Annotated in this window: 20 protein-coding genes and 2 pseudogenes; 6 read left to right on the top strand and 16 right to left on the bottom strand. The window is 62.5% G+C overall.

The features are described 5' to 3' along the window. From G6N73_RS36460 to G6N73_RS27620, 10 genes and pseudogenes are all read right to left on the bottom strand, one after another. The coding region (locus G6N73_RS36460; protein ID WP_206079119.1) for a hypothetical protein at positions 1–183 on the bottom strand (183 nt) is incomplete at its 3' end. Positions 184–360: 177 nt separating this feature from the next. Beyond that, positions 361–1,561: pseudogene (locus tag G6N73_RS27660) on the bottom strand (IS256 family transposase). Positions 1,562–1,637: 76 nt separating this feature from the next. Beyond that, positions 1,638–3,041, bottom strand: coding sequence for a trypsin-like serine protease (locus G6N73_RS27655; RefSeq protein ID WP_165033178.1), 1,404 nt, complete (start codon positions 3,039–3,041; stop codon positions 1,638–1,640). Next, positions 3,041–3,424, bottom strand: a complete 384-nt coding sequence (locus G6N73_RS27650; RefSeq protein ID WP_165033177.1) for a dienelactone hydrolase family protein — start codon at positions 3,422–3,424, stop codon at positions 3,041–3,043. Before G6N73_RS27650 ends, G6N73_RS27655 begins: the two co-directional genes overlap by 1 nt. After that, on the bottom strand, positions 3,415–3,780 hold the full coding sequence (locus G6N73_RS27645) for a hypothetical protein (RefSeq protein ID WP_165033176.1): 366 nt from the start codon (positions 3,778–3,780) through the stop codon (positions 3,415–3,417). Before G6N73_RS27645 ends, G6N73_RS27650 begins: the two co-directional genes overlap by 10 nt. Before the next feature lie 128 nt (positions 3,781–3,908). Continuing rightward, entirely contained in the window at positions 3,909–5,111 is a 1,203-nt protein-coding gene (locus G6N73_RS27640; protein ID WP_165033175.1) for an NAD(P)/FAD-dependent oxidoreductase, read from the bottom strand. A gap of 109 nt (positions 5,112–5,220) precedes the next feature. Then, positions 5,221–6,102 (bottom strand): class I SAM-dependent methyltransferase, encoded by an 882-nt coding sequence (locus G6N73_RS27635; RefSeq protein ID WP_165033174.1) that lies wholly within the window; start codon positions 6,100–6,102, stop codon positions 5,221–5,223. A gap of 118 nt (positions 6,103–6,220) precedes the next feature. After that, a complete protein-coding gene (locus G6N73_RS27630) occupies positions 6,221–6,493 on the bottom strand; it encodes a DUF4242 domain-containing protein (RefSeq protein ID WP_206079118.1) in 273 nt (90 codons plus the stop codon). Positions 6,494–6,615: 122 nt separating this feature from the next. Continuing rightward, entirely contained in the window at positions 6,616–8,337 is a 1,722-nt protein-coding gene (locus G6N73_RS27625; protein WP_246252616.1) for a LuxR C-terminal-related transcriptional regulator, read from the bottom strand. 7 nt (positions 8,338–8,344) lie between these two features. Further along, on the bottom strand, positions 8,345–8,983 hold the full coding sequence (locus G6N73_RS27620; protein ID WP_165033173.1) for a recombinase family protein: 639 nt from the start codon (positions 8,981–8,983) through the stop codon (positions 8,345–8,347). Positions 8,984–9,114: 131 nt separating this feature from the next. Between G6N73_RS27620 and G6N73_RS27615 the strand changes: the two are divergent. Next, a pseudogene (locus G6N73_RS27615) lies at positions 9,115–10,139 on the top strand (DUF4158 domain-containing protein); the annotation flags it as partial. A 203-nt stretch (positions 10,140–10,342) separates the two neighbouring features. Here the strand turns inward: G6N73_RS27615 and G6N73_RS27610 are convergent. The 3 genes from G6N73_RS27610 to G6N73_RS27600 form a co-directional block, all read right to left on the bottom strand. Then, positions 10,343–11,683, bottom strand: coding sequence for an ISNCY family transposase (locus tag G6N73_RS27610; protein ID WP_165033172.1), 1,341 nt, complete (start codon positions 11,681–11,683; stop codon positions 10,343–10,345). Between the two features lie 394 nt (positions 11,684–12,077). After that, positions 12,078–15,113 (bottom strand): alpha/beta fold hydrolase, encoded by a 3,036-nt coding sequence (locus G6N73_RS27605; RefSeq protein WP_165033171.1) that lies wholly within the window; start codon positions 15,111–15,113, stop codon positions 12,078–12,080. 341 nt (positions 15,114–15,454) lie between these two features. After that, on the bottom strand, positions 15,455–16,765 hold the full coding sequence (locus G6N73_RS27600) for a PQQ-dependent sugar dehydrogenase (RefSeq protein ID WP_165033170.1): 1,311 nt from the start codon (positions 16,763–16,765) through the stop codon (positions 15,455–15,457). Between the two features lie 92 nt (positions 16,766–16,857). Here G6N73_RS27600 and G6N73_RS27595 point away from each other — a divergent pair, with 92 nt between their 5' ends. The 5 genes from G6N73_RS27595 to G6N73_RS27575 all read left to right on the top strand — a co-directional run bounded on the left by G6N73_RS27595 (position 16,858) and on the right by G6N73_RS27575 (position 21,598). Next, positions 16,858–17,670 (top strand): BtpA/SgcQ family protein, encoded by an 813-nt coding sequence (locus G6N73_RS27595; protein WP_165033169.1) that lies wholly within the window; start codon positions 16,858–16,860, stop codon positions 17,668–17,670. Continuing rightward, positions 17,667–18,794: a M42 family metallopeptidase gene (locus tag G6N73_RS27590; RefSeq protein ID WP_165033168.1), complete on the top strand. Its 1,128-nt coding sequence runs from the start codon at positions 17,667–17,669 to the stop codon at positions 18,792–18,794. The genes G6N73_RS27595 and G6N73_RS27590 overlap by 4 nt, the downstream gene beginning before the upstream one ends. Further along, a complete protein-coding gene (locus tag G6N73_RS27585; protein WP_165033167.1) occupies positions 18,791–20,284 on the top strand; it encodes an FGGY-family carbohydrate kinase in 1,494 nt (497 codons plus the stop codon). Before G6N73_RS27590 ends, G6N73_RS27585 begins: the two co-directional genes overlap by 4 nt. Next, positions 20,281–20,490, top strand: a complete 210-nt coding sequence (locus tag G6N73_RS27580; protein ID WP_246252614.1) for a phosphoheptose isomerase family protein — start codon at positions 20,281–20,283, stop codon at positions 20,488–20,490. The genes G6N73_RS27585 and G6N73_RS27580 overlap by 4 nt, the downstream gene beginning before the upstream one ends. A 697-nt stretch (positions 20,491–21,187) precedes the next feature. Further along, entirely contained in the window at positions 21,188–21,598 is a 411-nt protein-coding gene (locus G6N73_RS27575) for a hypothetical protein (RefSeq protein WP_165033166.1), read from the top strand. 206 nt (positions 21,599–21,804) lie between these two features. On the opposite strand, the gene G6N73_RS27570 is transcribed toward G6N73_RS27575, so the two are convergent. The 3 genes from G6N73_RS27570 to G6N73_RS27560 form a co-directional block, all read right to left on the bottom strand. Further along, positions 21,805–22,614 carry an EAL domain-containing protein gene (locus G6N73_RS27570; RefSeq protein ID WP_165033165.1) on the bottom strand — a complete coding sequence of 270 codons (810 nt, stop codon included), beginning with the start codon at positions 22,612–22,614 and terminating at the stop codon, positions 21,805–21,807. Positions 22,615–23,100: 486 nt separating this feature from the next. Then, complete coding sequence (locus G6N73_RS27565; RefSeq protein ID WP_165033179.1) at positions 23,101–24,312, bottom strand: MHYT domain-containing protein; 1,212 nt, start codon at positions 24,310–24,312, stop codon at positions 23,101–23,103. 701 nt (positions 24,313–25,013) lie between these two features. Further along, complete coding sequence (locus G6N73_RS27560; protein ID WP_165033164.1) at positions 25,014–26,174, bottom strand: IS110 family RNA-guided transposase; 1,161 nt, start codon at positions 26,172–26,174, stop codon at positions 25,014–25,016. Positions 26,175–26,942 lie beyond the last annotated feature (768 nt).

The following is a 26,942-nucleotide window of genomic DNA, read 5'->3' as shown; positions in this document are numbered from 1 at the left end:
TGGGAGTTCGAATTCGAGCCCTGAAATCCCGGTACCTGGAAAGGGCTTCTCCTCCGTTGCCTCGCTATCGAAGGTGAACACCTCGTGGCTCGCCAGCCTGCATTTCGTGCCGCCAGTCGCAGCGACGGCGACGGTGAGTCGACCTGTTGAGTTAAAAATCGCCTTTACGATGGGACAGACCACTTCCGTCGCCTCCCCCGTCGGTACGAAAACCCCGCCCCCGTAATGCAGGTTCTTGGCCTTCTCCGCGATACTCGAAACACATTCCGCGCCGCTGTACGTATTGCGTATGGATCGTGTCCCACCGCGTGGTGTAGCTGGCGGCACTAGTCGCCGTGCTGTCCGGCATAGCCGGGCTGATCAGCGCGCCACTGCGGGCAGGCTGATGAGGGGATCATCGCTCAATTGGCCGACGCTTTCCAGCGTCATGTAACGGGCGCGCTGGACGGCCCATTCGTCGTTCTGTTCGAGCAGGAGCGCGCCGACGAGGCGGACGATGGCGCCGTCATTGGGGAAGATGCCAACGACCTCGGTGCGCCGCTTGATCTCGCCGTTGAGGCGCTCGATCGGGTTGGTGCTATGCAGCTTGGCGCGGTGCTCTCTGGGGAAGGTCATGTAGGCCAGCACGTCGGGCTCGGCGTCGTCCATGATGGCGGCTAGCTTGGGCACCTTCGGCCGGATCTGGTCGGCAACAGCGCGCCATTGGGTGCTGGCGGCCTCGGCCGTCTCCTGGGCGAAGGCGGTGGCGATGAAGGCCGAGACGACGCGGCGGCCGCTCTTGCCGGCATGCGCCAGCACGTTCCTCATGAAATGGACCCGGCAGCGCTGCCATGTCGCGCACAGCACCTTCGAGACCGCGGCCTTGATTCCCTCATGGGCGTCGGAGACGACGAGCTTGACGCCGCGCAGGCCGCGGCGCGTCAGCTTGCGCAGGAACTCCGTCCAGATCGGCTCGGCCTCCGACGTGCCGATCTCCATGCCCAGCACCTCGCGGCGGCCGTCGGTGTTGACGCCGACCGCGATGATGACGGCGACCGAGACGATGCGGCCACCGCGGCGCACCTTGAGGTAGGTGGGCGTCGATCCACAGATACGGCCAGTCGCCTTCGATGGGGCGATCGAGGAAGGCTTTCACCTTGCCGTCGATCTCCTCGCATAGGCGGCTGACCTGGCTCTTCGAGATGCCCGACATGCCCATGGCCTTGACGAGATCGTCGACCGAGCGGGTCGAGATGCCCTGCACATAGGCCTCCTGGATGACGGCCGTCAGCGCCTTCTCGGCCATGCGGCGCGGCTCCAGGAAGCCTGGGAAATAGGAGCCTTTCCTCAGCTTCGGGATGCGCAGCTCGACAGTGCCCGCGCGCGTCTCCCAGTCCCTGTCGCGGTAGCCATTGCGCTGGGCTGTCCGTAGCGGCGACTTCTCGCCCCAGGCGGCGCCGGTCGCGGCACCCACCTCCAGCTCCATCAGCCGCTCGGCGGCAAAGCCGATCATCTCGCGCAGAAGATCGGCATCAGGGGTCTTCTCCACGAGCGTGCGCAGGTTCATCATGTCGTCGGTCATCGGTGTTCCTTCCAGAAAGGTTGGCTTCGACAACCAGACCCTACCGGAAAGCGCCGATGACCACCGCGCTACCCAGCTACACCACGTCTCGGGACGTCACCTTGCGTATGTCGAGTCCGGCAACGTTTGATTCTGTACAAGACCACCAATCCGGACCCACGTTCGAGAAGCCTGGCGTACATTTGAGGGGCACGCCTTTTTCCTTGGACTTAGCGATGATCCAGTCCAGCCGGCGGCGGATCGATGGCCCTTTGTGCCGCTTTGTCAGGAAATCGTTGACGGTCCCCGCCTGTAAACCCGCAACCACATCCTGCCCATCGTATTGGAAGTAGATGGGCCCACCTGAGTCGCCATCACAAGGCGTGTGGTGCCCGAACTTGAGGCGGATCTCATTGATGAAGGGGGAACCCGGAGACCAGCGTGTTGGAATTTGACCGATGCCATTAGGCCAATTTGGCTGGATCTTGAAATTTCCCGTTCTGCTCACCCCACCCGTTCCGGTGTTGCAGGATTTAACCCCACCAGGACCAGACCCCTGGCCATAGCCCGCAATCCAAGCATGCCCGATACCACGCCCGATTTCACTGGTCAGATAGGCTCCAGAGGATTCGCCCATGATTTTTGCGGGCGTAAAGCTGCTCATCCCGGCATCATAAAGTCGAATGAGCGCGAAATCGTCACCCAGGTCTCTATTGGAGCCGCTGTACTCAGGGTGGATGTAGTAAGAGCCGCCTCCGACGAAGACATTCGCGGAATCGCTTGTTGCATTGGCACCAGCTCGAACCTTGACGCGGTCCTTCTTATCGTCATGGACCGGAGCGCCCCTAACACAGTGGCCTGCCGTCATCACCCAATGCTTCGACAGGACCACGCCGCTGCAACTCTTCTCGTTGCCTCCCGATCTCCTTTTCAATAGGAGTTCGACAGCGAAGGGCGGCCCGCTTCCGTGACTTCCTGTCACTTCTTGGGAGGGAAGGTCTTTTGGAAGATTGGCAGGGCGCTCAGCGCCAGCGAAAGCCTCCTCCCTGGCACTGTCGGCGGTCTGCATCACGAAATCCTCGATGACTTCACGCGTCGCCATCGTCGCCTTCATGTCGAAGTTCTTGCCGCCATTGAAAAGCGACTGCGCATAGGCATGGTCCGCGCCGGGATAGACATAGGCCTCGATCAGGTGGCCAAAGGCGTTCATCCTGTCCTGCAACGCCTCTTGCGCGGAAACCGAGCCGCTGTCCTTGGAGCCGGTGACGACAAGCAGCGGCCTCGTCAGCGACTTCAAGGCGGCATCCGGTATGGTCTCATAACCAGAGCCGTAAACCAGCGCCGCGCCCGAAATCATCTGCTGATCGGCCAATTGTGCATCGAGCGCTAGCTTGCCGCCCATGCTGTAGCCAATGATGACGACCGGGCGTTCGGCGGCGCCAATGGCTTCGAGCGCGTTGTGGATCGTTCTGGCGGCAGCGGCGGGATCGAGGCCCTTCATCAATTTTTCCGCCTCGCCGTGCGTCTCAGCAACCTGGCCGTCATAGAGGCGATTGCGACGGCCCTGATTCCGTGCTGCCCGAACCAGACTGCCTCGGCCATTGTTGAGGAGGTCAATCCGAACCAGTCGTGGACGATAAGCACCCTCTCCTTTGCGTCCTCGGGGCCGGCCACGTAGGCGTTGATTTCATTCGCAGTGCCGGGCAGCAGCTTGACCATTTCGTCGGCTGGCGCGCGATCCGCGAAGACGGCTGTGAGGGCAACGGCCATCAACAGCGTTCTTCCTTTCATCAGCTGCGCTCTGGCTGACCTCAGGTGGGTTGCGCTGGCGAGCCCAAAAACGGCAAGGAAGACAACAGCCGCAACATAGGCCACTACAGGCATTGCTTTTTCTCCTCGTTATAGTCCCGATGGTCGGCGTCCTCTTGAAAACCTCGGTTGAGACGGGAGCCTTCGCCGATCGGACTTGTCCTGCGCCGTGGGCTGGATAGCGCGCTGAAGATCGGCTGCGGGCGGCACCATTGCTCATCGGCTTGGTGCGAAAACCGGTTGGACTCGTCGCTGCGCGTTCCGAAGCCCTCGGGGTAGGCGAAAAATTCGTCGAAGATCCGCCGCGCGATGTCAGAGCCTGCGAGGTCCTTGCGACAGGCCCTGCTGTATCTCAGGTTCTCGTAGCGCCGCGCCGCGGCAAGGGCTCGTCCGAGTTCGATGAAAATGGTTTCGAAGATGTGTTGTCCCATGACAAGGTCCTATGATCAGGCTGCGTTGCGGTCCTTCGCTTCAAGTCGGGTCGTCTTGGCGGCAGGTGCGGCGGAGCGGCTCCGCTCGAAAAACCGAGTGACGAACTCGACATGGCGCGACACTGCCCCTATGCGGCGGCCATAATCGCGTTGACGTTCTCCGGCGCGAAGAACGCTGCAGGTGATATCGTCCCGGCGTTCATCCGCGCGAAGTCATCCATGGCCTTCTGATTGCCATGGACCGCAGCAAGAAGCTGTTGCAGTTCCGGCGGCGGTGGTTCCAGCATCGCCAGCTCACACGTGAAGTCGTACATGGGCTTCACTCGTGCATCCCGCGTGCGCTGGTACTCGTCCATGGCGTCCTCAAACGGACGCGCGCCTGAGAATGGATTGTCGAGCGCATCCGCGCAGAGTTCGGCGTCATGAAAGGCGTCCATGATGCCCTGCGAGGCAATGAACTCCTTGTTGTAGCCGGCGTCTCCCACGAGTGCCCAGCCGGGACCGTAGGGCTTACGGAAATAGTTCGGCACTGCCATGCCGGCGAACCGCGCCTCCCGCCTGGCGCCGCGCAAGCGGTCGGCAAAAGCCGGCACCAGCTCGATCGCCTTCAGGTAGTTGCCTTCGATGTCCCTCTTGTTTTCCTCGAATTCCGCGTATGGCCAGCCGCCGATGATCAGGGTGAGATCCTCATGGGTTGGCCAAACCGCAAATGCGCGTCCGTCGCGGATATAGACCTCCGATCTGCCGTCCATCGGCAGCCCACTCCAATAAGTGTAATATCCGACGCACACAGGGGGCTTCTCGTCATAGTGCTTGGGCCGAACTGCCTGGGCCACAAACGAGCGGAAGCCGTCGGCGCCGACCACGACGCGAGCGTGCTCGATGACGGAGCCGCCATGCCCCGAGCGGCCCCTTATGCCGACCGCACGTCCGTCCTCGATCAGAACTTCCTCGACGGTGAATCCCTCGCGCACTTCCGCGCCTGCCTCGGCAGTTGCATCGACCAGCAATTTGTCGAGGATCGTCCGCCGCGGAGCGAAGGCGACCGGTGCTGTCTCGATGCCTGGCGAACCCGAAATCGTGAAGGGGCCGAAATCGAAGCTATAGGTGTGGATCGGCGGGCAGCCGGTTGCCACCAAGCGGTCAAGCAGACCCCACCGTGAGAGCGCTTCGGCACCTAGCGGGTGCACAAGGTGTGTTGACACGGTATCGCTCGGGAAGCGTGCGCGGTCGACCAGAAGGACCCGGTATCCCTTGCGAGCCAGCAACATCGCCGTCGGTGAACCAGCGCAGCGGGCGCCCACAACAATCGCGTCGAATGATTTGGTCATCGCAACTTCCTATTAAGGTTCTTGTTGGTTCGGGCGATCAGGCCCGCCCCGAGCTAGTAGCGGAGTGGTGAGTGATGGACTGGTGACGTCGACGCAGCGTCGGATGACATCAACTGCCAAGACGCTCCTTCGTCCCTGCGACCCAAACCGCCTCATTCGTGGTTCGTACTCGGCCGGTTGCGTCCGCGAACCGTCCGTATGCCTCGGTTACTTTTTCCCAGATGCGCTCTCGCGCGTCCGGCGTTTGATCCTTCAAAAGGACACTGAAGGGCGGCGCCACATCACGAATGAATTCCGTGAATTGCGCAGCTGTCTCTGTCTCGAAGATCACTTCCGTGGTGCCAGTCTCCACATCCTGAAAGCCGGCGTCCCGTTCCGCTCTCTCCAACTGACGCTGATCAGCTAGCGCGAAGATACCTGGCAGCCCCGGCGGTGATGGCGGCAGGCCGAGTTCGCCGGCGATAATTGAGCCGGCCGTGGCGAACTGGACCCTGCTCTTGTGGCCCCACACGCTCGCCGCAAGACGACCACCGGGCTTCAGGAATGAGCGCAGCCGCCTCAGCGTCCCTGGAACGTCGGGCAGGAACATGAGGACCGCCCGGCTGACGATCGCGTCGAAACTCTTCGCCTCGAAATCTAGATGCTCCGCGTCTGCTTCAATGAACTCGACGTTGCCCAGTCCGGCCTCCGAGGCGCGCTCACGGGCAAAATCGAGAAGCCCCGGAGAGATGTCCGTACACACAACACGCCCCTTGGGACCCGCCACGCGCGCGGCGGTAAGGCTAGGTTCTCCATAACCACCGCCGACATCCAATACCGACGCTCCCGGCCGAATGCGTGCCAGCGCGACAAGCTTCGCGCTGTGACGCTGGCCGCCGTCCTTGCCTTCGACGACGTGGTGCCATTTGCGCCATCCACCGGCGGCATCATTCCACTCCTGACGCATCTTCTGTTTAAAGGCGATGGGATCAAAGGCCTGTGCTTCGGTCATCCTGAGTTCCTTTCGCGCCTCGGGACGGCAACCTGCCGTTTTGTGACAGTCAGTTTGCGAGGTTCGGGCGCGCGATCGCGTCGGGATCGTGATCCTTTGTTGCGAACTTGGACCGCCGCTAGGTCGTCGGATCCACGACCCTGCCGACCCGCTCGATCCGCGTAATTGGCAGGCCGGCCATCTCGGCATGCTTCCGGACGATGGCTTCGTCCATTGCCAGGAAGACGCAGTAGTATTTGTCGCCACCCACGTAGCTTTGCGCCCACTGAATATCTGGACCGAGCTGGCGTATCACGTCCTTGGACTTGGATAGGCCGGCGCGCATCTGCTCCATTTCAAGGGAGCCGACTGCCGGCGCGTCCCGTTCAATGATAAAGCGCTGCAGTGTCATTCCTGCCCCCTGCTTAGCCGATACAGGCCGAAACTACGCCGGCAGCGACCGTCGCGCTTCGGAGGAACCACTCAATTTGCAGAAGCGGAGGCATGGGGGATTCCACCCATGCCGGGTAAAGGTCAGATCAAACTATGTTCGTAGGCCCAGGCGGTGGCGGCCGTCCGCGTCGACAGATCGAGCTTGGTGAAGATGTTGCTGAGGTGCCGCTCGATCGTCCGCTCGCTCAAGAAAAGCTCGTCGGCGACCGCCTTGTTGCTCTCGCCCGTCGCGACCAGGCGAAGGACCTGCAGCTCGCGCGGCGTCAGGCCGTGAGAATGACCGGAAGGGGCGCACTTCATCAGTGAGTCGATCCGCGCGAGGTCCGGTGTGGCGCCCAGACGCTCGAAGATGGACCTGGCCGCGTCGATCTCGAGACTGGTGCCGTCGTCGTCTCCCACGGCGCGGCAGGCCAGTCCGATCAGCACGCGTACGCGCGCAGCTGCGTAGGGTGCCTCGATCCTCTGCCACACCTCGAAGGCGCGGCGCAGCGAGCCGAGTGCGGCCTGCGCGTCGCCGTCGGCCAAGTCGACCGCGCCGCGCGCCTCAGCGGCAATGGCACTCGGCACCCCTGTACCGAAGCTCCGAGCAATGTCCTCCAACTCTCGACAGGCGTTGCGCGCGTCCTCGACATCATCCCCGGCCAACGTGATCTCGATATAGGCGGGCAGCAGGCTCATGCGCTTCAGCAGGTCTGTGGACGCGCCCACGACACGACGAACGGCGGTAGCGGCCGCGTCGGTTCGTCCCTGCACGAGGCGCAACAGCGCCAGGCCCGGTTGCGGCTCCAGGCCCAGCTGGCTTGCGCCTCGATACGCCTCCTCGGCCGCCGCGAACTCCCCTTGCAGACGATGGACCTCTGCCTGCTGGTAGAGCGCTGCGGCGGCAGCCCGCCGGTCGATGCCCTGCGACCGTACGCCCGCCCGCCGCGCTTCCTCGATCGCCTCAGGCCAGGTGCCGCGCAACTGCATGATCTCTGCGCGATGCACCCGGCAGGCGCCAACGAAAGCGACCATATCGGGCTGGCCTTCGCACCAATGAGTCAGGGCGACCGTCCACTCGCGGGTGCGATCGAATGCATATACCTGCTGACAGGCAGCGATCACGCTACAATACATCAGGCCAGTCACGAGGGGCGACAGCTCTCCACCGGTGACCATGACCATCGTCTCGTCCAGGAGTGCGAGCCCGGCTTCCACCTGCCCCTGCTGCAGTCGAATCCGGCCCTGTTCCATGCGGGCACAGGCGATGAGATCCAGGTCGCCGCAGCGTTCACCGATCGCTGCGGCTTCGGCTGCAGCAGCGTATGCGGCCTCGTAACCCCTCAATTTGAGCCCCTGAGCGACTGGCAGCAGCAGATAGCCTTGCTCGGCGCACTCGGAGGCATCGCCTTCCAGCAAGCGTTGAGCACGGGCAAGCCAGCCGTTCGCGCGGCCCATTTCGCCGCGCATGAGCACGCGAAAGGCGAGCCAAAAAGCGCAACGGACGGCGCGAGCGCATTGGTCGCTGTTCAAATAAGCGTTGTGGGCACGTTCGAGTGTTCTGAGATATTCATCGTCGCGACCGACCAAGTATGCCGCCATCGCGAGCCGTTCGAGATCCGAGGCTCCCAGCGGCGTTTCCTGATCGGCGAGCGAAAGCATCCGGTAGGCTTCGGCCCAGGCGCGCTGCTCATAATGATTCCGGCCACGTTCGAGGTGATCGAGACCTTCCATGTTTTCGGCCTGCTCTTCGCGTTGAGAGTGTTGGCTCATTCGCTTCCTCCGGGAAAGCGGAAGGGGCTTGGTTTGGTCGTCGTTCGACATCACGCCCTCATTTTTGTTCAGCCCCGGCCCGCCGCTGTAAGAGTCGTTTTCCGTCGTCGCGCAGCTCGCCCTTCGGACTTACGAAGCGGTAGAGTGTCTGTCGCGTGATCCCGAGTTCGGCACACAGATCGCCAACCTTCGTCTCCGGCTGCCCCATGGCGGCAGTAGCGAGACGCAGCTTGGCCGGCGTCATCTTGAAGGGGCGGCCACCGTTTCGGCCTCTGGCGCGCGCGGCGGCCAGGCCCGCTTTGGTCCGTTCGGCGATGAGCGCCCGTTCGAATTCGGCGAGGCCGGCGAAGATGGCGAACACAAGTCGGCCGTTGGCAGTGGTGGTGTCGATCGATGCCCCTTCTCCAGCCAGCACCTTCAGGCCAATCCCGCGCGCAGTCAGGTCTCCAACCAGATTGACCAGATGGCGCAGGTCGCGACCGAGCCGGTCGAGTTTCCAGACCACGAGCGTGTCGTCGCCACGCAACGCCTTCAAACACGCTTCGAGACCAGGGCGATCGTCGCGCCGCCCAGAGGCGGCATCCTCATAGACATGCTCGGGCTTCACCCCGGCAGCGATCAGCGCATCGCGCTGCAAATCATGAACCTGACTGCCGTCGGCTTTCGAGACCCGTGTATAGCCGATCAACGCTGTCATTTATACGTCCGTTTGCGTGACGCCCGAGAATCGGCGCGCCAAAAGCCTGCGGATTGTCACATAACTTGTCTTGCAATGTAAGTCATATGAAGGGTCCCCTCGTTTCATTTTGTGACAGAGCGGAGAAAACGATGCCACGTCGTTTGATACTGACGGATGCCGAACGGTATGAGCTCCTGGCCCTTCCGGTCGATGACAATACCCTGATCCGCTACTGGACCCTCGATGATGCCGACCATCGCCTGCTGGATACGCGCAGGCAGACGGATACTCGGCTCGGTCTGGCGCTCCAGCTCTGCGCACTTCGTTACCCGGGGCGTTTGATCCAACGCGGCGAAATGATCCCGAAGGTCGCACTGACCTTCCTCGCCGACCAGCTTGGGCTCGAGCCGGATGTGCTCACGAATTTTGCCCGGCGCTCTCCGACCCGCTATGAACAGCTGGCAATTCTTCGCCAAACATACGGCTTCAAGGACCTGACGCATCCTGACCGGGAAGACCTCCTGGGTTGGGCTCGCGGGGTTGCTGTCGCGACGACCAAGGACAAGCACGTCGTTACGGCGCTCGCCGATGAGATGCGGCGGCGACGGATCACCATTCCGGTATCACGGTGCTCGAACGGCTGGCGGCGAAGGCCTGCACCGGGGCCGAGGAAGCGCTGTTCAACGCGATCGCGGAACACCTGACGCCGGATATTGTCATCCGGTTGGAGGCTTTGATGGGGAGCGGTCCCCGTGCCCGTCAAAGCGGTGTGTCATGGCTGCGGGAGCCGCCCGGAAAAGCCGGCGCTCCAGCTATGAGCGGATTGATCGAGCGGCTGGCAGTGGTTCGGCATGTCGGCATCTGCGCTGACATGCTCGACGTTGTTCCAGCCCATCGGGTCCGACGCATGGCCCAAGAGGGCCGACGCCTCACGGCCCAAAACCTCGAGCAGATGCGGCCGGGACGCAGGCACGCGACACTGGCGGCCTTTCTCCTGGAAATGGAGATGGCGCTCACAGACGCCGCCATCGGCATGTTCGAGGCTTTGGTCGGCAAGACCCTCCGCTCCGCCCAGTCGGCCCGTGAAACACGACTGCAGGACGAGGCGGCATCTATGAGCCGCGTACTCGGCTTCTTCGCGGATGTCGGCGCGGCGCTCACAGCGGCAGCGGGAAGCTCTAGTCTAGTTTCCATCCACAAACTCGCATGTTTTGCAACGTTTGTAAGCACTTAGCATCGATCAGTGGAGTGCCCTTGACGGCACGTGGGCGTCACTGGCCCTGGTCGTGGGCAGAATGGCTTGGTGGGCGGTGATCACGCGCACGCCTACGAGGCCGGCATTGGCCGGCGCGAACCAGCGGCGATGCCTAGCCGGTATCAGGCCGGCTTGAGGCGCGTGAAGAGGACGAGGTTGTAGGCCACGACCGAGGACCAGATGTAGGCCTTGAAGTGATCAAGGCCGCGCCATGTGCAGCGTGCCAGGCCGTAAGCGCGCTTGAGGCATGAGATGCCGGCTTCGATGCCGGCGCGGAAGTTGCGCAGCTTGCGATAGACCCACTTGCTGCGGACCATGTCCTCGATCCTGAGGCCGGCTTTCTTGTGGAAGGCCATGTCGCGAACGCCCAAGGTCTTCGCTGTGGTCAGGTTATCGCGAGTGGCGAAGCCACCATCGGCCGCCGCTTGCCGCGGCGCTTGGCCCCAGATGCCGACGTGGCGTGCCAGCATCGGCAGCAAGCGATCGCTGTCGGCCGGATTGCCCGCCTCGATCACCAAGTCGAGGATCATGCCGCTCCTGCCGGTGGTCAGGTTCAGCTTGTGACCGTATTCGGCGTCGCGGTTGCCTTTGACGATGATATCGGCATGGGGCTCGAACAGGCTGACTAGCTTCTCGCCGGCAGGCACTGGCTCGCCGAGCAGAACCCGCCGTTCGCTTTGTCTGATGATGCGTTCGACCAGCGGCCGATAGTGACGGACCTGGACCTGCCCCAGCGCGATGAGCGGATTGCTCGTCACTGCCAATCGCTCGCTCGCCTGCTTCAGGTATGCCAAGGTCGCGCAGGCGATCGCGATCAGTTCACGGTAGAGTTGGACGCGGTTGGGTCGGCCGCGTGTGAACTGGATCTTGCGGGCGCGCTTCTTGGCCGCCCGACAATGATCGCGCCATTCCAGGCCGACGCCACCAATCAAGGCGTCAGCTCGCTTCAGTAGACGCACCATGACACGGACGGCATCCCACAGCAGGCTGCTGTCACTCGGCTCGTGCATGAGTGCCGAGGTCGCAGTGCTATCCAGCCGCACGACGCTGCCGTCCTCCAGCCGCCCCTGCCGAGCGCTCGACAGAATTGCTCGATTGATCGCTTCCCAGGTCTCGGACCGGATCGCGCTGATCGTCTTTTGCAGCACCGACTTCTGCGGGCTCCATGACCATGGCAGCCGTGCAAAGGCGCGGAACGAGGCGGAGTCCTCGAGGTGGAACGCCAGTTCCTGGTAGCTCAGCTGCCGATATTGTTTGAGCAGTGCGCATCGCAGCGCCGCTTCGGCGGGCAGGCCTTGCCGTCCGGTCGCCTTGACGCCGACCCGGACCAAGTCTCGCGCCACCAAACCGAGCAGGTCGCGATGCTCGTCCAGCCATTGCGACATCGCCTCCAGCTCGCGGCCGATCTCGTGCGTGGCGAAAACATCGAATATGCTGGCTTGGACGGTGCGTTCTTGGCGCATTGTCGGCTCCGGCGGTGGCAGGGATTGGACTCAGTGGCATGATCCGAGATACCTGAAACCGCCGGGCCTTGCTCGTGCAAAAGTCGCGATTCATCAAACAAAATCAATCGCTTGCTGTTTGTGGACGGAAACTAGACTAAGGAGGACCGAACTGATGAATGGCTTCTTCGCATCAAGGTATTTGCGAATGCCGCGGTGCGGGTAACACGGCGCGTCGGGCAAGCCTATAAGCTCCGCCCGCACATGACGTCCATGATCGCGCGCCCGATCTCGGCCACGGTCGGGCTATCAGCGTCGGAAACATTGGCGACCGCTGGCAGGTTTCCGGCTTCCAACAGCCGTCTTTTAGCAGGTCTAATATCTGGCGGGCGGCACTCGCTGGCGTTGTGCTACATCAATTCGCGCCTCTCGCGGCGAGCGACCTTCTAGAGAACCTGGAAAGGCAACAGTCGACCCCAATTCGGCCCTTCGTTCGGGTCGGACCTGTGGCAAAGTTACACCGCAGAGCGGTCACTCGGGCTACCACCGCTCGCCAGCAATTTGTGCCACTGTCGCCGCGCATTTCGGGCTCCGAAAACACCTGGCCGACGTGGAGCCGCAGCATGGGCTCAATTTCCCCGGTGTGTTTCATCTCTGCCTGAAGCGCTCTCCACTCGCCCGAGAAATGCTCTTGGCCCTGGCCGGCCGGAGGTGCGCCGATCGTCACCACTCCACTCAAGAGCCCCGGCGCCTGATGCACAGCGTGAAACAGAACGTTGGCTCCCATCGAGATGCCGACACCGATCAGCCTCGGAGCGGCAAGCTCACGGATCACGGCGAGCGCATCGCTCGCATGCTCGGCGATCGTGTAGGGCCTCTGAAGTGCGTCGGAGCGACCGGAACCGCGCGGATCGACGGTGACAACCCTGAAATCGTCGCAAAGCCGCTCGAGGATCGGCTGGAACATGGCCAGTCCGAGCGCCTGGGTACTGACGAAGAGCAGCGTCGTGTCACCCGCGCCATGCTCGTAATAGGCGATGCGCGCGGAGCCACGCGATGCGATTCGACAGTGGTGGCGCTTCTTCTCAATGCGTTCGCGTGTGGCGGGATCGGGGGCCTCGTCGATTGCCTGGCGGTATTGATCGTCCGCCTCGGCGATATCCTCAGCGAGGCTGGCGAGATCGCCGAGCATGACCAAAGCGTCGGTGCGAATACGGCGGGTCTCGGGCGGTGGTTCGGTATCACCCGCAATAGATCGCGTCGCCGCGAGACAGGCCGCCAGGTGCGAGGCGGCTTCCCGGGTCGCGAAGGTAGCTTTCGCCTGGCAGGCAGCCTCGAACCAAAGACTTGCTGCTCGATCCATTTCTCCGGCCTCGGCATAGTGTCGGGCTAGCCACTCTGGCGGCGGCGCCCGGAAGTCGGACGTCTGCGTCTCGGCGAGATGGGCGATGCGGGCGTGCAGCGACCGACGGCGGCTCTTGAGCATAGAGCCATAAGCCGCCTCCTGAATAAGAGCGTGGCGGAATCTGAATGTCATCAACGGACCCGCGCCTTCGCGGACTATCAGGCCGGTTGCCACCGCCCGTTCAAGGGCTTCGTCGGCAGGGTCGCCCTCGCCCTGCAATACCGCAATTGCCAGGTCGCGGGAGAATTCCCGACCGATGGCGGCACCGACCTGCAACACCTCCTTTGCGGAGCCCAGGCGGTCCAGTCTGGCCGACAGCAGGCCGCTCAAAGTGCTCGGAATCTCCCTATGAGATATCCACGACATCTCCGCGAGGCCCGGCTCGGCTTCGCCCCGCGGCCCCGTCTCAAGCACCACCCTGGCCAGTTCCTCAATGAAGAGCGGGACTCCATCGGAGCGGGAAACGATGCGCTGGATCGCCGCTGGCTGCAGGCGTCCCGGACCTGCTGTCTGCTTGGCAAGCGCCACGGCATCGCGCCGATTCAGGCGATCGAGTGTCATAGAAAGAGCGTGCGGGAGATCACTCCAAAACGCCGTGAACTCAGGCCGATGACTGACAATCATCAGGATCGGCAAAGAGGCCGCCAATTCCGCCAATGCGGCGAGCAGCTCAAGCGAAGTTGGGTCCGCCCAGTGCACATCCTCGAATACGAGCAGGAGCGGCTCGCGGTGCGCCAGGGTTTCGACCTGCGTCATCAGGATCGCCAGCGTCTTCGCTTTGACCTGCTGCGGCGTGAGGTCCGGAGAGAGGTCGCCCTTCGTGGGCAAGGCGAGAAGGGTAGCGAGAACTGGCGTGGCCGCGTCGGCTTTGGCTTCTAATCGCTGCGTGAGCAGGGCGTTCAATTTTTGGCGGCGTACCCGGGGCCCATCTCCGCCGTGGAACTCGGCGGTCCGCGCAAGTTCGTTGGCGAAGGGGTGGAGCGCGGTGTGGGCGTGAAGCGGGGAAGCCTGATATTCCAAGCAGGCGTGAGGCGTAGCGGCGAGCCGGGATTTTAGCGCTTCGATCAAACGCGACTTGCCAATCCCGGGCTCGCCGATAAGCAGGACGACCCGCCCCTGTCCGTCGGCGAGTCCGGCCCACGCGTCGAGTAGTATCGCGAGTTCGCGTTCACGACCGATCAGTGGCGCGAGCTTCAACCCGTGCAGCGCATCGAAACGGCTCTCTATCGCGCCGCTTCCCACGATGGAGTAGGCGCGGACCGGAGCGTCAAAGCCTTTGAGCACCAGATCGCCTCGCTCGCAGAACGCAAAGAGTTGGCCCACCAGACGCCGTGTATCCTCAGCGACAAGGACCTCCCCCGGTCCTGCGCATCCTTGAAGCCGAGCTGCAAGGTTCGGGGTCTCGCCAATGATGGCATGCTCCTGGGATGGCCCTGGGCCCGCCAAGTCGCCGACGACGACCAGACCGGTCGCAATACCGACGTGCGCCGCTAGACAGTTACCTTTTGGTGTCGGGAGCTCGGCTACCGCGCGGGTCACAGCGAGGCCGGCGCGCACCGCCCGCTCGGCGTCATCTTCGTGCGCTCGGGGCCAGCCAAAATACGCCAGCACACCATCGCCCATGAAGTTGGCGACGTAGCCTCCAAAGCGGGCAATCTCGCCGGCGCAGCAATTTTGATAGCCTCGAATGATCTCGCGCATCTCCTCGGGGTCGAGGCATGCCGACAGCGCTGTCGAGCCGACGAGATCACTGAACATCACCGTGAGCTGCCGACGCTCGGCATCCGGGTGCGACGCGACTGCCGATGCGTGTCTCGCAACTTGCAGGAACGCGTTCGCGTTACCGACTGGCGTCGGGGAGGACCTATCCCGCAGCTCCGTTATCGCGACCATTAGTTTCCGGCGGTGGCCCACCGAACTCACTCCAATGTCCTTGAGGTCTTCAGCCGTTAGCCGCAGAAGCACATCGGCCTCGACGTTGTTCTCACGAAAGGCCGTAACGTATTGCTGCAGTCCTAAGCCGCGCAGCCACTCCTCAATGTCCATGTACCACCTCCCGGTGGAGACGCCGGAGGGCTCTTCCCTACTGGGACAATATCACGGTCGACGCCGGAGGTCGCGTGTGACGTCCGGTTATGGCCGCTTCCATGTCGCTCTGATCGACGACGGGAACGTGAACTTTCCACCCCGACTGCGACGTAGAACGCTTCAACGCGGTACCATCCGATCTGATGCGCCGGCCGGCTCTGTCGCGCCATTTCCAGATATTTGATGGCGGCTTCATCGAAGCGGACCTCGCGTTTGTGCGGATGTCGGATCTCGGTCTTGGATGCGCAGCTACAAGCGAAATTGTCAGCCAGGAGTTTAGAGCCGCTGCGTTTGCGCGTTCAGCGGTTCCCCGGCTCACCAGTCACGCGCCAGATCACGTCACCCACATCGTCCGCCACCAACAGCGAGCCGTCCGGGCCAATGGCAACGCCCACGGGTCGTCCGTAGGAGGCCCGCTCATCCGGAGAAAGAAAGCCGGTCAGAATGTCGCGAGCCGGCCCGGACGGGCGTCCATTCGCAAAGGGCACGAAGACGACCTTGTAGCCGCTCAATTTGCTGCGATTCCAGGAACCGTGCTGTCCGATGACCATGCCGTCCGGAAAGCCGGGCAGCGTGCCGGCTGGAAGCCAGCAGAGGCCGAGCGAGGCGGTGTGGCCTCCCAGCGCGAAATCCGGCGTTATCGCCTTTGCGACCATGGCCGGGTCCTGCGGCACCCGGTCGTCGACGATCCTGTCCCAATAGCAGTAGGGCCAGCCGTAGAAGCCGCCGTCGCGCACCGAAGTCAGGTAGTCGGGAGGCGTTTCGTCGCCCAGCCCGTCGCGCTCATTGACCACCGTCCAGAGAGCCCCCGTCGTCGGCTCCCACGCCATGCCGACAGGGTTGCGCAGGCCGGACGCGAAGATGCGGCTCCTGCCGTTCTCGAGGTCGAGTTCGTGTATGGCGGCGCGGCCTTCCTCTGCCGCCATTCCGCTGTCGCCGATATTGCTGAGCGAACCGACGCCTATATAGAGCTTGCGCCCGTCGGGGCTCGCAAGTAGGCCCCGCGTCCAATGGCCGCCGGGCTTGAGGTCCGTCAGCTTTCGTCCTGTTGAGCTGATGCGGTTATCTCCGGCCAGATACGGGAAGGCCATTACGCCATCGGTGTTGCCGACATAGAACGTATCGCCTAGCAGCGTCATGCCGAACGGCTGGTTCAGTCCATCGAGGAACACTTCGCGGATTTCGGCCACTCCGTCGCCATCGGCATCACGCAACAGCGTAATACGGTTCGGGCTGTCTCCGATCGCGGCGGCGCGCTTCATGGTGCTGAACATGGCGTAGTCGAAAGCGGATCTGATGCCTCCCGGCACGCTCAGAGCCTCGGCCGTGAGCACGTCGCCGTTCGGCAACACATGGATCCAGCGCGGATGTTTCAGGCCGGCTGCAAAGGCGTTCACGTGAAGTCCCGCTGCAGCAACCGGCGTTTGCCCCTCCGTCCATCCTCTTGCCGTCGGCATCTTCAGCGTCGGGATGCCCTGCGGCCTTGCCGCCGGTATTTTCGGCGCGCTGCCAAAGGCCTGTTCCTGCGATCCGTCGCCCCGGTGCCGCAAAAGGATCGCTACCGCGCCGATCAGCGCGACTATTCGAGCGAAGATGCCAGACGCGCTCATTGCATTCCCTATCTGGATTAGCGGAAGTTGCGAACCATTGGACATGGATTCCAGCGGTTGCTAGCATCAAAGAAAGCATATGGGGAGGGCCAGTGACGCAAAAGTTCAGGCGGGTTTTCGGCACGGGCAAGCCGGTGATTGGCATGGTGCATTTCGGCGCACTGCCTGGCTCGCCACTGTACGACGCCGAGCGCGGAGTCGACGGTCTTATCGAAGGTATCGGCAAGGATATCGAAGCCCTGCAAAAAGCCGGCTTCGATGCGATCATGTTCGGCAATGAGAACGACCGGCCGTACGAATTCGAGGTCGATACGGCTTCGACGGCCACGATGGCCTACGCCATCGGCCAGGTGCGCGACAGGATAAGCGTTCCGTTCGGCGTGAATGTGCTGTGGGACCCCATGTCTTCCATCGCGCTCGCGGCCGCAACTGGAGCCGCCTTCGTGCGCGAGATATTCACCGGAACCTATGCCTCCGACATGGGGCCGTGGACCCCGGATGCCGGCAAGGCAATGCGGTATCGCGACAGGCTGTGCAGGCAGGATCTTGCATTGCTCTACAACGTGTCGGCCGAATTCGCCTATTCGCTCGACCAGCGCAGCCTGCCCGACCGGGCGCGCAGCGCGGTGTTTTCGAGCATTCCGGACGCTATTCTTGTTTCCGGCCAGATCACGGGCGAGGCCGCGGCGCTGGGCGACCTGGAAGCGGTAAAGAAGGTGCTGCCGCAAACGCCGGTTCTCGCCAACACCGGCGTCAAGCACGCGACCGTTGCGGATGTGCTGAAGATCGCCGACGGCTGCATCGTCGGCTCTTCGCTCAAGGTTGACGGCAACACGTGGAACCCGGTCGATCCGGACCGCGCGGCCGAATTCATGCGCCTGGCGCGCGCGGCGCGCGGCGCATGAAGGCGGACCAACGTCCCGGCGAGGTTAAGGCGCGCCTGAAGGCGCTTCTTTGCGACCTCATGCTCATCCCCGGCCTGTCCGGCCATGAAGGAAGGGTTCGCCGCCATATCGCAGGCCTGCTGAAAGCCCTCGGCCTGTCGACGCGACCCGACCGGCTGGGAAATTTGATAGCGACGTTAGAGGGCGACCAAAGCGCGCCGTCGGTCATGCTGTTCACCCACATGGATCAACTCGGCCTGGTCGTACGCAAGATCGAGGCCGGTGGCTTCATCCGGGTCGAGCGGCTTGGCGGCGTTCCCGAGCGCGCATTGCCCTCTCAGGAAGTGCTGATCTGCGTCGGCGAAGGGCGAGACAGGCCAGGCGTCATCGCCAACAAGAGCCACCATGCGACCACGCCCGAGGAGAAATACAAGGTCGTCCCGTACCAGGACCTCTACATCGACGCCGGCTTTGCCAGCCAGGACGAGGTGATCGCCGCCGGAATCGACATAGGCTCTCCGGTTGTCTATCGGCCGTATTGGGTCGAACTCTCGCCGGATCGCATCGCCGGCACGTCCATCGACGACCGGGCCGGCTGCGCGGTCATCATCGAAGCCGCGAGGCAACTTATGGCGCGGCCCAAACGGCCGACGGTGCATTTCGTCTTCTCGGTGCAGGAGGAGTTCAACCTGCGCGGTGCGCTGACGGCGGCACAGGCGGTGCAGCCGGACATCGCCATCCAGATCGATCTGCTGCTGGCCACCGACACGCCGGACATGGCCTATCGCGGCGACGTCAGGTTGGGCGGCGGTCCTGCAATGAGTCTTTATTCCTTCCACGGTCGCGGCACGCTGAACGGCACGATCCCCCATCCGGCGCTGGTGTCGCTGTTCGACGGCGCCAGCCGGCGTATCGATATTCCGCTGCAGAGAACCGCGCACACCGGGGCGCTGACGGACTCGTCCTATGTGCAGTTTGTCGGCCAGGGCGTTGCCTCCATCGATCTCGGTTTTCCCATGCGCTACTCGCATTCCTCGCTCGAAGTCTGCGACCTCGGCGACCTGGAAGGCCTGACGACGCTTCTGGTCGAAGGCATCGCGTCTATCGACGATGGCTTCAGCCTCGACCGCGACGACTACGAATGAACCACTATCTCGGTATCGACATCGGGACGTTCGAATCGAAAGGCGTCATCGTCGACGCATCGGGCCGCATCGTCGCCAGCGCGTTGAAGCCGCACCGGATGCTGGTGCCGCGGCCCGGCTGGGCCGAGCACCGGCCGAAGCAGGATTGGTGGGGCGATTTCAGGACCATCTGCAAGAAATTGCTTGCCGGCAGCGGGATCGCTCCGAATTCCATTCGCGCGGTCAGTACGAGCGCCATCGGGCCATGTATGCTGCCGGTGGATGGGGACGGCGAGGCGCTGTCAAATGCGGTGCTCTACGGCGTCGATACACGTGCGGCGAACGAGATCGATGAACTCAACGCCGCCATCGGGCCGGACCGCATTCTCGAGCGCTGCGGCAACGCGCTGACCTCGCAATCGGTCGGGCCGAAGATCCTGTGGCTGAAGAAAAACCAGCCGGAGGTCTTCCGCGAGACAGAGAATATAGTCACCTCCACCACCTATCTGGTTCAGAAACTGACCGGCGAATGCGTGATCGACCACTATTCGGCCGCCAATTTCTCGCCGCTTTACCTTGTCGACCGGCAAGGCTGGAGCACCGAACTCGCGCCGGACATCGTCGACATCGAGCGGCTGCCGAAAATCATATGGACGACTGCGGTCGCCGGCCACGTGACCGCGAGGGCGGCGCACGCCACCGGGCTGGCGAAGGGCACGCCGGTGATCGCAGGCACCATCGACGCGGCTGCCGAGGCGCTGAGTGTCGGGGTCGTCCGGAAGGGTGATATGATGGTCATGTATGGCTCGACCGTCTTTACAATCATGCTGTCGAAGAACCGTATCGAGGATGCACGGCTGTGGTATGCGCCATGGCTCTTTCCCGGCGAGCATGCGTCGATGGCGGGGCTGGCCACCAGCGGTACGCTCACCCACTGGTTTCGGGACCAGGCCGCGCGCGACCTCGACCCCGACGAGGCCTTCGCAAAGCTCGCCCGGGAGGCGGAAGCCTCGCCGCCCGGCGCGAATGGCCTCGTAATGCTCCCCTATTTTTCGGGAGAGCGGACGCCGATCCATGACCCCGACGCCAAGGGGATGATCTTCGGCCTCAATCTCACTCACCGCCGCGGCGATCTCTACCGGGCACTGCTCGAAGGCATCGCCTGCGGCACCAATCACATCATCGAGACGTATCGCGACATCGGCCACATGCCGGGCTCGCTGATTGCCGTCGGCGGCGGCACCAGGAACCATGTCTGGCCGCAGGCGGTGTCCGACATTTCGGGCATGGCCCAGACGATCTGCCGCAATTCGGTCGGCGCGAGCTATGGTGATGCGTTCCTCGCCGCCCTCGGCGTCGGCGATGTCAGTAAACGGGACATTCTCACCTGGAATCCCGAGGAGCGCCGGATCAAGCCCGACAGGAAGAACCGCCCGGTCTATGAGCGGCGCTATAAAGTCTTCCGGCAACTCTACGAGCGAAACCGAGATCTGATGGCGGAACTGCCATGACGGAGGCGCAAAAGAATCCGTTCGAGATCGCCCTCGACGAACTCGGCGCGGTCCTTGGCCGGGTGGACCCGGCCGCCATCGACCGGGCCTGTCATATGCTCGCAGATGCACCGCAGATCATCGTTTACGGCTGCGGTCGGGAGGCCTTGCAGGTCAAGGGATTTGCCATGCGGCTCTTCCATCTCGGCTTTCGGGCGCCGGCATAGCTCGACGAAGGTCCCGGATTGGGTCTGGAACGCTGGTTGCGGTGAACGTCGGCTATCGGCCAGCGAAATGGGCTGATGAAGGTCGCGTTTGGGTCCATCAGCGTGAATTCGTCGGACGACTGCCACTAAGGCGGTTAGAGGATGTCAGATATTTCAGAGCTGAAGCCGAATTGTCGCAAGCCCTGGCGTGGATGGTTAGTGGCTGCCGCGCTCGGCACCGGCACCGCCTCATGCCGCCGCATGCGTGCGCGACGCCACCAGCGCCCGTGTTAAGGCCAAAGACGCCGTCGGCAAAATGGCTGGCCGAATGCGGCGCGCAAGGCGGTCAAGTGACGACCACACGCGCCTACGCATCGTGGAAAAGCTGGGGCGAGCGCAACAACGAAACCGCCGGCTCGAAAAGGCGTTTAGGTAGAACTGAAAGACCGCGGCTATGGGCAGCGACATGGCATGGCGCCGACTGGTTCTGCACCGATTTTGGCGTCTCGGAAACCGAGACCGAGCCGGCGGAACGCGAACGGCACCTAGCTTATGAAACCGCCGCTACAGAGGTCAAATAGCCAAATCGTGGATTGCAGGGACCCGATAACGCCTGCAAGGGGGAGTTCGCGCATTCAGCGCAATCCCCATTCTTCGGCTTGGCCGGACCTTCGAACGTCGGGTTGCTGCGCGGGCCTGAATCCATCGAGGAGCCGCGATGAACATTCGTTGCGATCGTTGTGGGCGTGAACCGGACGAAGTGGCGCCGATGCTGAAGGATACTATCTGGCGACAGATAGCGCGGAAGAACGAAACGCTGTGCAAGACGTGTGTACATGAAGTGATCCGGAGACGCTTCGGCCGGGAGCTGCGATTCGCCGATCTCCTCCCGTGTGCGTTCAACATCACCTGGTGCTCGGCGTTTGAGGAGCTAATGCCGTGGGACGAGCCCTTGCCGCCGGGCGAGCTGGAACGATGGCAGCGCGCTTTTGCCACCGCCGAGCGGCTGATTGGTAACAGGAAGGCCATGGAGGAAGCGCCGCAACAACGACCGTGTTGCAGGAGGAAATGGGAGCGTTTTTCGTCGAGACCTTGCGCGGCTCCACGAATTCGACGGTCCACCGGCTGAAGCCTTTGCCGCCAGGGCGCAAACCTGGTTTCTCTTAAAGCCTTGGGCGGAGGTTTGGACGGGCGTCAACATTGTGACGCATCCGGGAAGCTGAAGACACAATACAGGCCTCGGCTGTTGAGTTCCAGACTGCACGCTTATGCGGCAGTCAGGTGGCTCTGGCTTGTTTGGGACATCAGGAAGGGAGAAAACAGACAAAGGTGGCATTACACCCTCCCTCCAGCGCCGCCCGGGCGGTCTGAACCTTTCGAGGGATCCGTTTTGCGGATTAATGAAAAGACAGGCGTTGGGAGGTGATAGCCCTGAGCGTGCGTTGCTCCGGCCAATCTCGTGGCCTCCAACTGCTCGACCGTTTCGATATCCTCAACCACCACGACGGGGGCTGCACGTGCCGCCAGGCCGACCAGAAACGAGAAGGCACCCTGAGCGTCATGACAGCAGCACGGATCAGGGGCAAACGACGCATCGATCTTGACGATATCGGCCTTGATACCGCACAGGCAAAGATAGATCGCGTATCCGCAGCCGCAGTCGTCGATTGCAATTCGGCAACCAAAATCTCTTGCCTCTAATAGTAAATTATGCGCCAGGGCGATATCGGCGAAGGGCAAAGTTGCAGTGATCTTGAGGATAAGACGCGAGGCCAGTTCAGACCGAGCGGCAATCTGATCGCGAATATGAGCCCAATTCGCATGGTCGGATAAGTTGTCGGCTGAGAGATTACAGCCCAGAACCGCCAAGGGATCGGATTCAAGTTCGTCCAGAACGAGCTTGAGCATATGGCGGTCGAGGGTCGGGGCTTCGCCCAGGGCCTCCAGCGCGGGAACAAACGCGCTGGCGGGATGCTCTGTGCCATTTTGCTCAGTCAGGCGAGCCAAGCACTCGCCGTAAAGAACCTGGCCTGGATCATCGATGGCGTGAACGCCCTGGATCGCGAAGCCAATGCGACCTTCGGCAATCGCTTCCTCGACAACTGAAACATGTCGTTCATCAAGCAAATCGAGATGATCTAGCACGCCTCCCTCCCGGCATCGAGGATCGGCAGCGAGACTGCAATCACTTCAAAAGCCTGCAGCTCGTGCTGCGTGTCCATGGCGCCGATCACGCAGGGGCCGTCGCGGCCTTCAGCTCTTGAATGCCGCGCCGGCCGATCAGATGCCCAAGCTTGGCGAGCCTCAGCTTCACTGGGTATCGGGCTGTGGCCGTCGGCGAGCAGGCGCGGCTCTCGCTGAGATCGGCGAGTAGCTTGACTGCACTGGGCAGGCTGTCGGGCGATGGTTATTGAAAGGTTTTGGGTCATTTCGCTCCCACGACTCTTCCTCAGGGCCGGACCTTTGACGATTCCGCTTCAGCAGGAGATTGCGGCAGCAAGCTGTTCCTGCTCGCCAATGCTGGCAAGGCAATGACGGATACAGCGGCACGAAGGATTGGATTTCACACGAAATGCGGTCAGCCTGCACGAATTGCGTCAGCTATCGTGACCTATATCTCGGTGACTTGGGTCAGGCGCCGCGCCTGATCAGCCCCAGCCGAGCCTTGAGCTCGGCAATCCTGGCGCGGCTCACCGGCACCAGATGCGGCGCCTCGCCATCCAGTTCAACCACGGCACTATCGCCTTCCTTGCGGATCAGCGAGACGTGGGGGATGGAGACGATATGACTGCGGTGGACTCGGAGGAATGTGGCGGGATCGAGCTGCGCCTCAGCTTGCGAGATCGCCCATGGACACATGCGCTCCCGACTGCCGTCGTGGATCAGCGTATAATGGGCGTTAGCCTTGATGCTGCGGATCCGGCCGACCTCGACGAAATTGGTTCCATCGGCACCCTCAACAGGCAGCCTTGTCGCCGGGGAAATAAACGGCTGTCCAAGTCTACGCGTAGGCAGATGCTGTTGTGATTGCGCATCGGCGGAACCAAAACCGTTCTGGTCGGACCTCCACATCTGGGCAGTTTCGAACGCAACTGTATCGGCTTCATGTGCGGGTGCCGAGATCAGCGCGCGTGACCGTGGCTCGGGCACGAGGAACAGCAGGAAGCCGAAGATAATTAGGAAACACAGAAGCGATACTATCAGGGCCAGCACCTCCGGCGATGCAGCCAAGCCGTGCGCCGCGTGGTCGAGGGGAGGCCCGGGCAGAAAGCGCATGCCGTACATGGCGGTATAGTGCATGCCGGAGACCGCGATACCAAAGGCGGAGGCGCTAAGGGCCAGTCGCATGCCGCCATGGCGTGCCAAGAAGATGCGCAGGCCGCCATAGGCGGTCCCTACGGCGATCACAGCGGCCGCTATCATCATGGCGTGCTGATGCTCGACATGGAAGGAGCCAGCAAGACCATGGATGCCGACATAATGCATCGATACGATGCCGACGCCGAGCAGCAGTGCCGAAGCAACCACCCGCGAATTCGAAGGCTCGCCGAGCGAGACGAAGAACAGCGACACACCCATGACAAGGGCGCAGATCAGAAAGGACACGATCGTTGGCAGAACAAGGTAGGTGGTATCGAGGGGGAGTGGCGCTGCCAGCATGGCGACGAAGTGCATAGTCCAGACGCCCACCGCAAGGAAGAAGGCCGCACCAGCAAGCAACAACCTGCGACCGGCACTACCAGTGCCGCGCACGCGAGCCGCGAGCCCCAAGCCTGTATATCCTCCCAGGATCGCGATCACCACTGAGAGCGCGACCAAAAAGGGGTTGTGCTCTACAAACATTTTGCCGCCTGTCGATGCGATTTCTCCCTTGCACCGATTTACGGTTAAGGACTCCATTTGCAATGCACAAGTTGCCGATCTCGTGTTGCGGAAATTAGATTCGTGATGCTGGTATCGTCCGTATCACACGTAGGATCGGGATGGATTTCGGCCAACTGCTCGCGTTTCATCTCGAGATCAGCGGCAAACGCGAACTCCTCTCCGACGCAGACTGGTAGGAAGCCAACCGCGCTACAAGCTTCCGGTCCATGATCCTCTATCGCAGGTAGTTGCGCCCTGAAAACGCGAACGGCGCTTCGGCGGTTGGAGGCAGAATTTCTGCTTCCGATCCGCCGCCCCGTTCCTGCTCACCACTCGGAAGGGCCGCTTTGGGTCGGGTCACGAGTGCTGATTGCGCCCGACGTCCGCTCACATGACGATGTTGGGGTCAAGAGGGTGTTAAGGCGGCATCTGTTCCTCCGAATGGCGCGGAATCCAGGGTTGGGCCCGATTGCGTGAGGCGGCTCGGCTGTCGAGCCTGATCAAGCTCACATACGGTCGCCGGTTGGGACGGCTGCACCAATATCCCGCTTGCGGCGGCAAGGGCCCAGAGGACGAGACCCGTCTTTCAGACGGCATTTCAAGCCAACAGACATTTCGGTTCGCCCCCTGGATCCGCCAGGGCTGATCAGGCCCTGGGGATGAGCATGGGTGTGGTCCCATCAGGCAGTCTTCATGACGGCACCTTCGATGACGACGCCCGCGGTCACATATTTCCACAGCGCGACGAGCAGCTTTCTTGCAAGGGCGACGACGGTCGACTTCCTGAGACGCCCCCCATTGCGCCTCACGCGTTCTTGGAACCAGCGGGCGAGCGCCGAGCCGGGCTGGTGGCGCAGCCATAGCCAGGCCAGCTCGACCATTGTCGTTCGCAGCCGGGGATTGCCGGCCTTCGAGACGCCTTGCTCGTGCCGGACCGATCCGCTCTGCCAAGGAGTCGGCGCAAGCCCGGCATAGGCGGCGACCTGCCGGCGGTTGTCGAAGTGCCGGAACAGCCCTTCCGCATAGAGGACAGTGGCGAAGTCGGGGCCGATGCCCTTGAGGTCGAGCAAGGTCGCTGCCGGACTGTCGGCTACTTCGGTTGCGAGCAGCGCGTCGCGCTCGGCTTCCAAGTCCTTGATCTGGGCGAGCAGCAATTCGAGCCGATCGAGCTCGCGACGGATCTGCGCCTTTAGGCGGTCGGGCAGCGCGCGGCTGTCGCCAGTCTTCAGTTCCTCAAGCCGCCTTCGCCGGTCGCGCCGTAACGGGTTGTAGTCGGTGATCCCCTGGGCAAACAGCAGACCTTTGATGCGGTTGACATGGCAGGTCCGTTCGCCAATCAGCACCTTGCGTTCACGGCAGATGCGGCGGCGGTCCTCCTCCTGAACGCTCGGCACCCTGGCCATCGCGCACACGCGCGGCTCGCCCCTCTTATCGGCGAGCAGCGCGCGCACCAGCGCCTCACCATCAATCTTGTCGGTCTTGGCGCGACGCCGCCGACGGGAAGTTGCAATCGAGGCAGCGTCAACCACATGGCTTTCGATCCCCTCCTGCTCCAAGGCACGATGGACCCAGAAGCCGTCCAGACCCGCTTCCTGGATGACGATGGGCGCAAAGCGTTGTCCGGTGCGCGCTTGCGCCTTGTCCTGAAGATGGGAAAGGCGCGCCAACAGTCCGACGACATCGCCGCCGCGCACCGCATGCTTCGACATCCGCTCCCCACTGCCCGGCGACAGCGATGTGACCAGCCAAGTCGATTTGCTGAGTTCCAACGAAACAAAAATCGCGCCAAGATCGGTGCGGATAGCGGCTGGCGCCGCGGGTCGATCGGCTGCAACAAGCATGATTGCCTCCACAGAGTTTTAGCTAGCAACCACGCTCTGCCAGAGCGCAGGTCGCTATCCACCACTCGTCATGGGATCTTTCGGGAAGGAAATCCGGCGCGGCAAGGTCCGGATTGGGTCATGGCTTGCCGAAGACCTTCTCTCAGGGAACGGCAGAGAAGGGTCCGTTCTTTCGTATTCGATGTCCGACGGGAATTGATCGATCGAACAGGTCCGCGACAAGCCCGATCCGCGCGGTCGCACTGGCATGCCCTTGCTGTAACGCGGACGACAGTGCGATCCATCCTGACAGGAATGCGCCGACTGTCGTGCTACGGTGAGAGCGGTCGGTCGGTGTTTACGATCGCGGCAGCAGGAGGTCGCCCGCCAGTTTTTGCAGATCGGTGGGATAGTAGTGGCGGACGATGTTGCAATGAGCGCAGCGAACGCGCACCAATTCACGTGCGTCGTGCGCCTTAGAGAGTGTCCATGCGCTCGGCTTCTGTCGCCCGCTCGGTTCCGCCATAAGAACAAATTAGGAACAACTGCCTGATCCGGTCAAGTGGCTTTGCCGTTCTCGTGGGCGCTTCGGCCCTCCCCCACTTCGCTGATCAGGAAGGTGGACGCGGCAGCCTGTTGCCTGAACCCGCCGCATCGCTGCCGAAACGGTCCGCCGCCGCGCCCGCTGGCATGTCACCGCCGCGTTACAGCAATGGGCGATGTCACCTTAACTTGCGTCCGGGACGCCGGAGGCGTTCTGCCTTGCGGATTGATTTCAGGCCATGGCTC

Source organism: Allomesorhizobium camelthorni (assembly GCF_011045125.1).
GTDB lineage: Bacteria > Pseudomonadota > Alphaproteobacteria > Rhizobiales > Rhizobiaceae > Allomesorhizobium > Allomesorhizobium camelthorni.
This window is presented reverse-complemented; position numbering and strand designations above follow the sequence as displayed.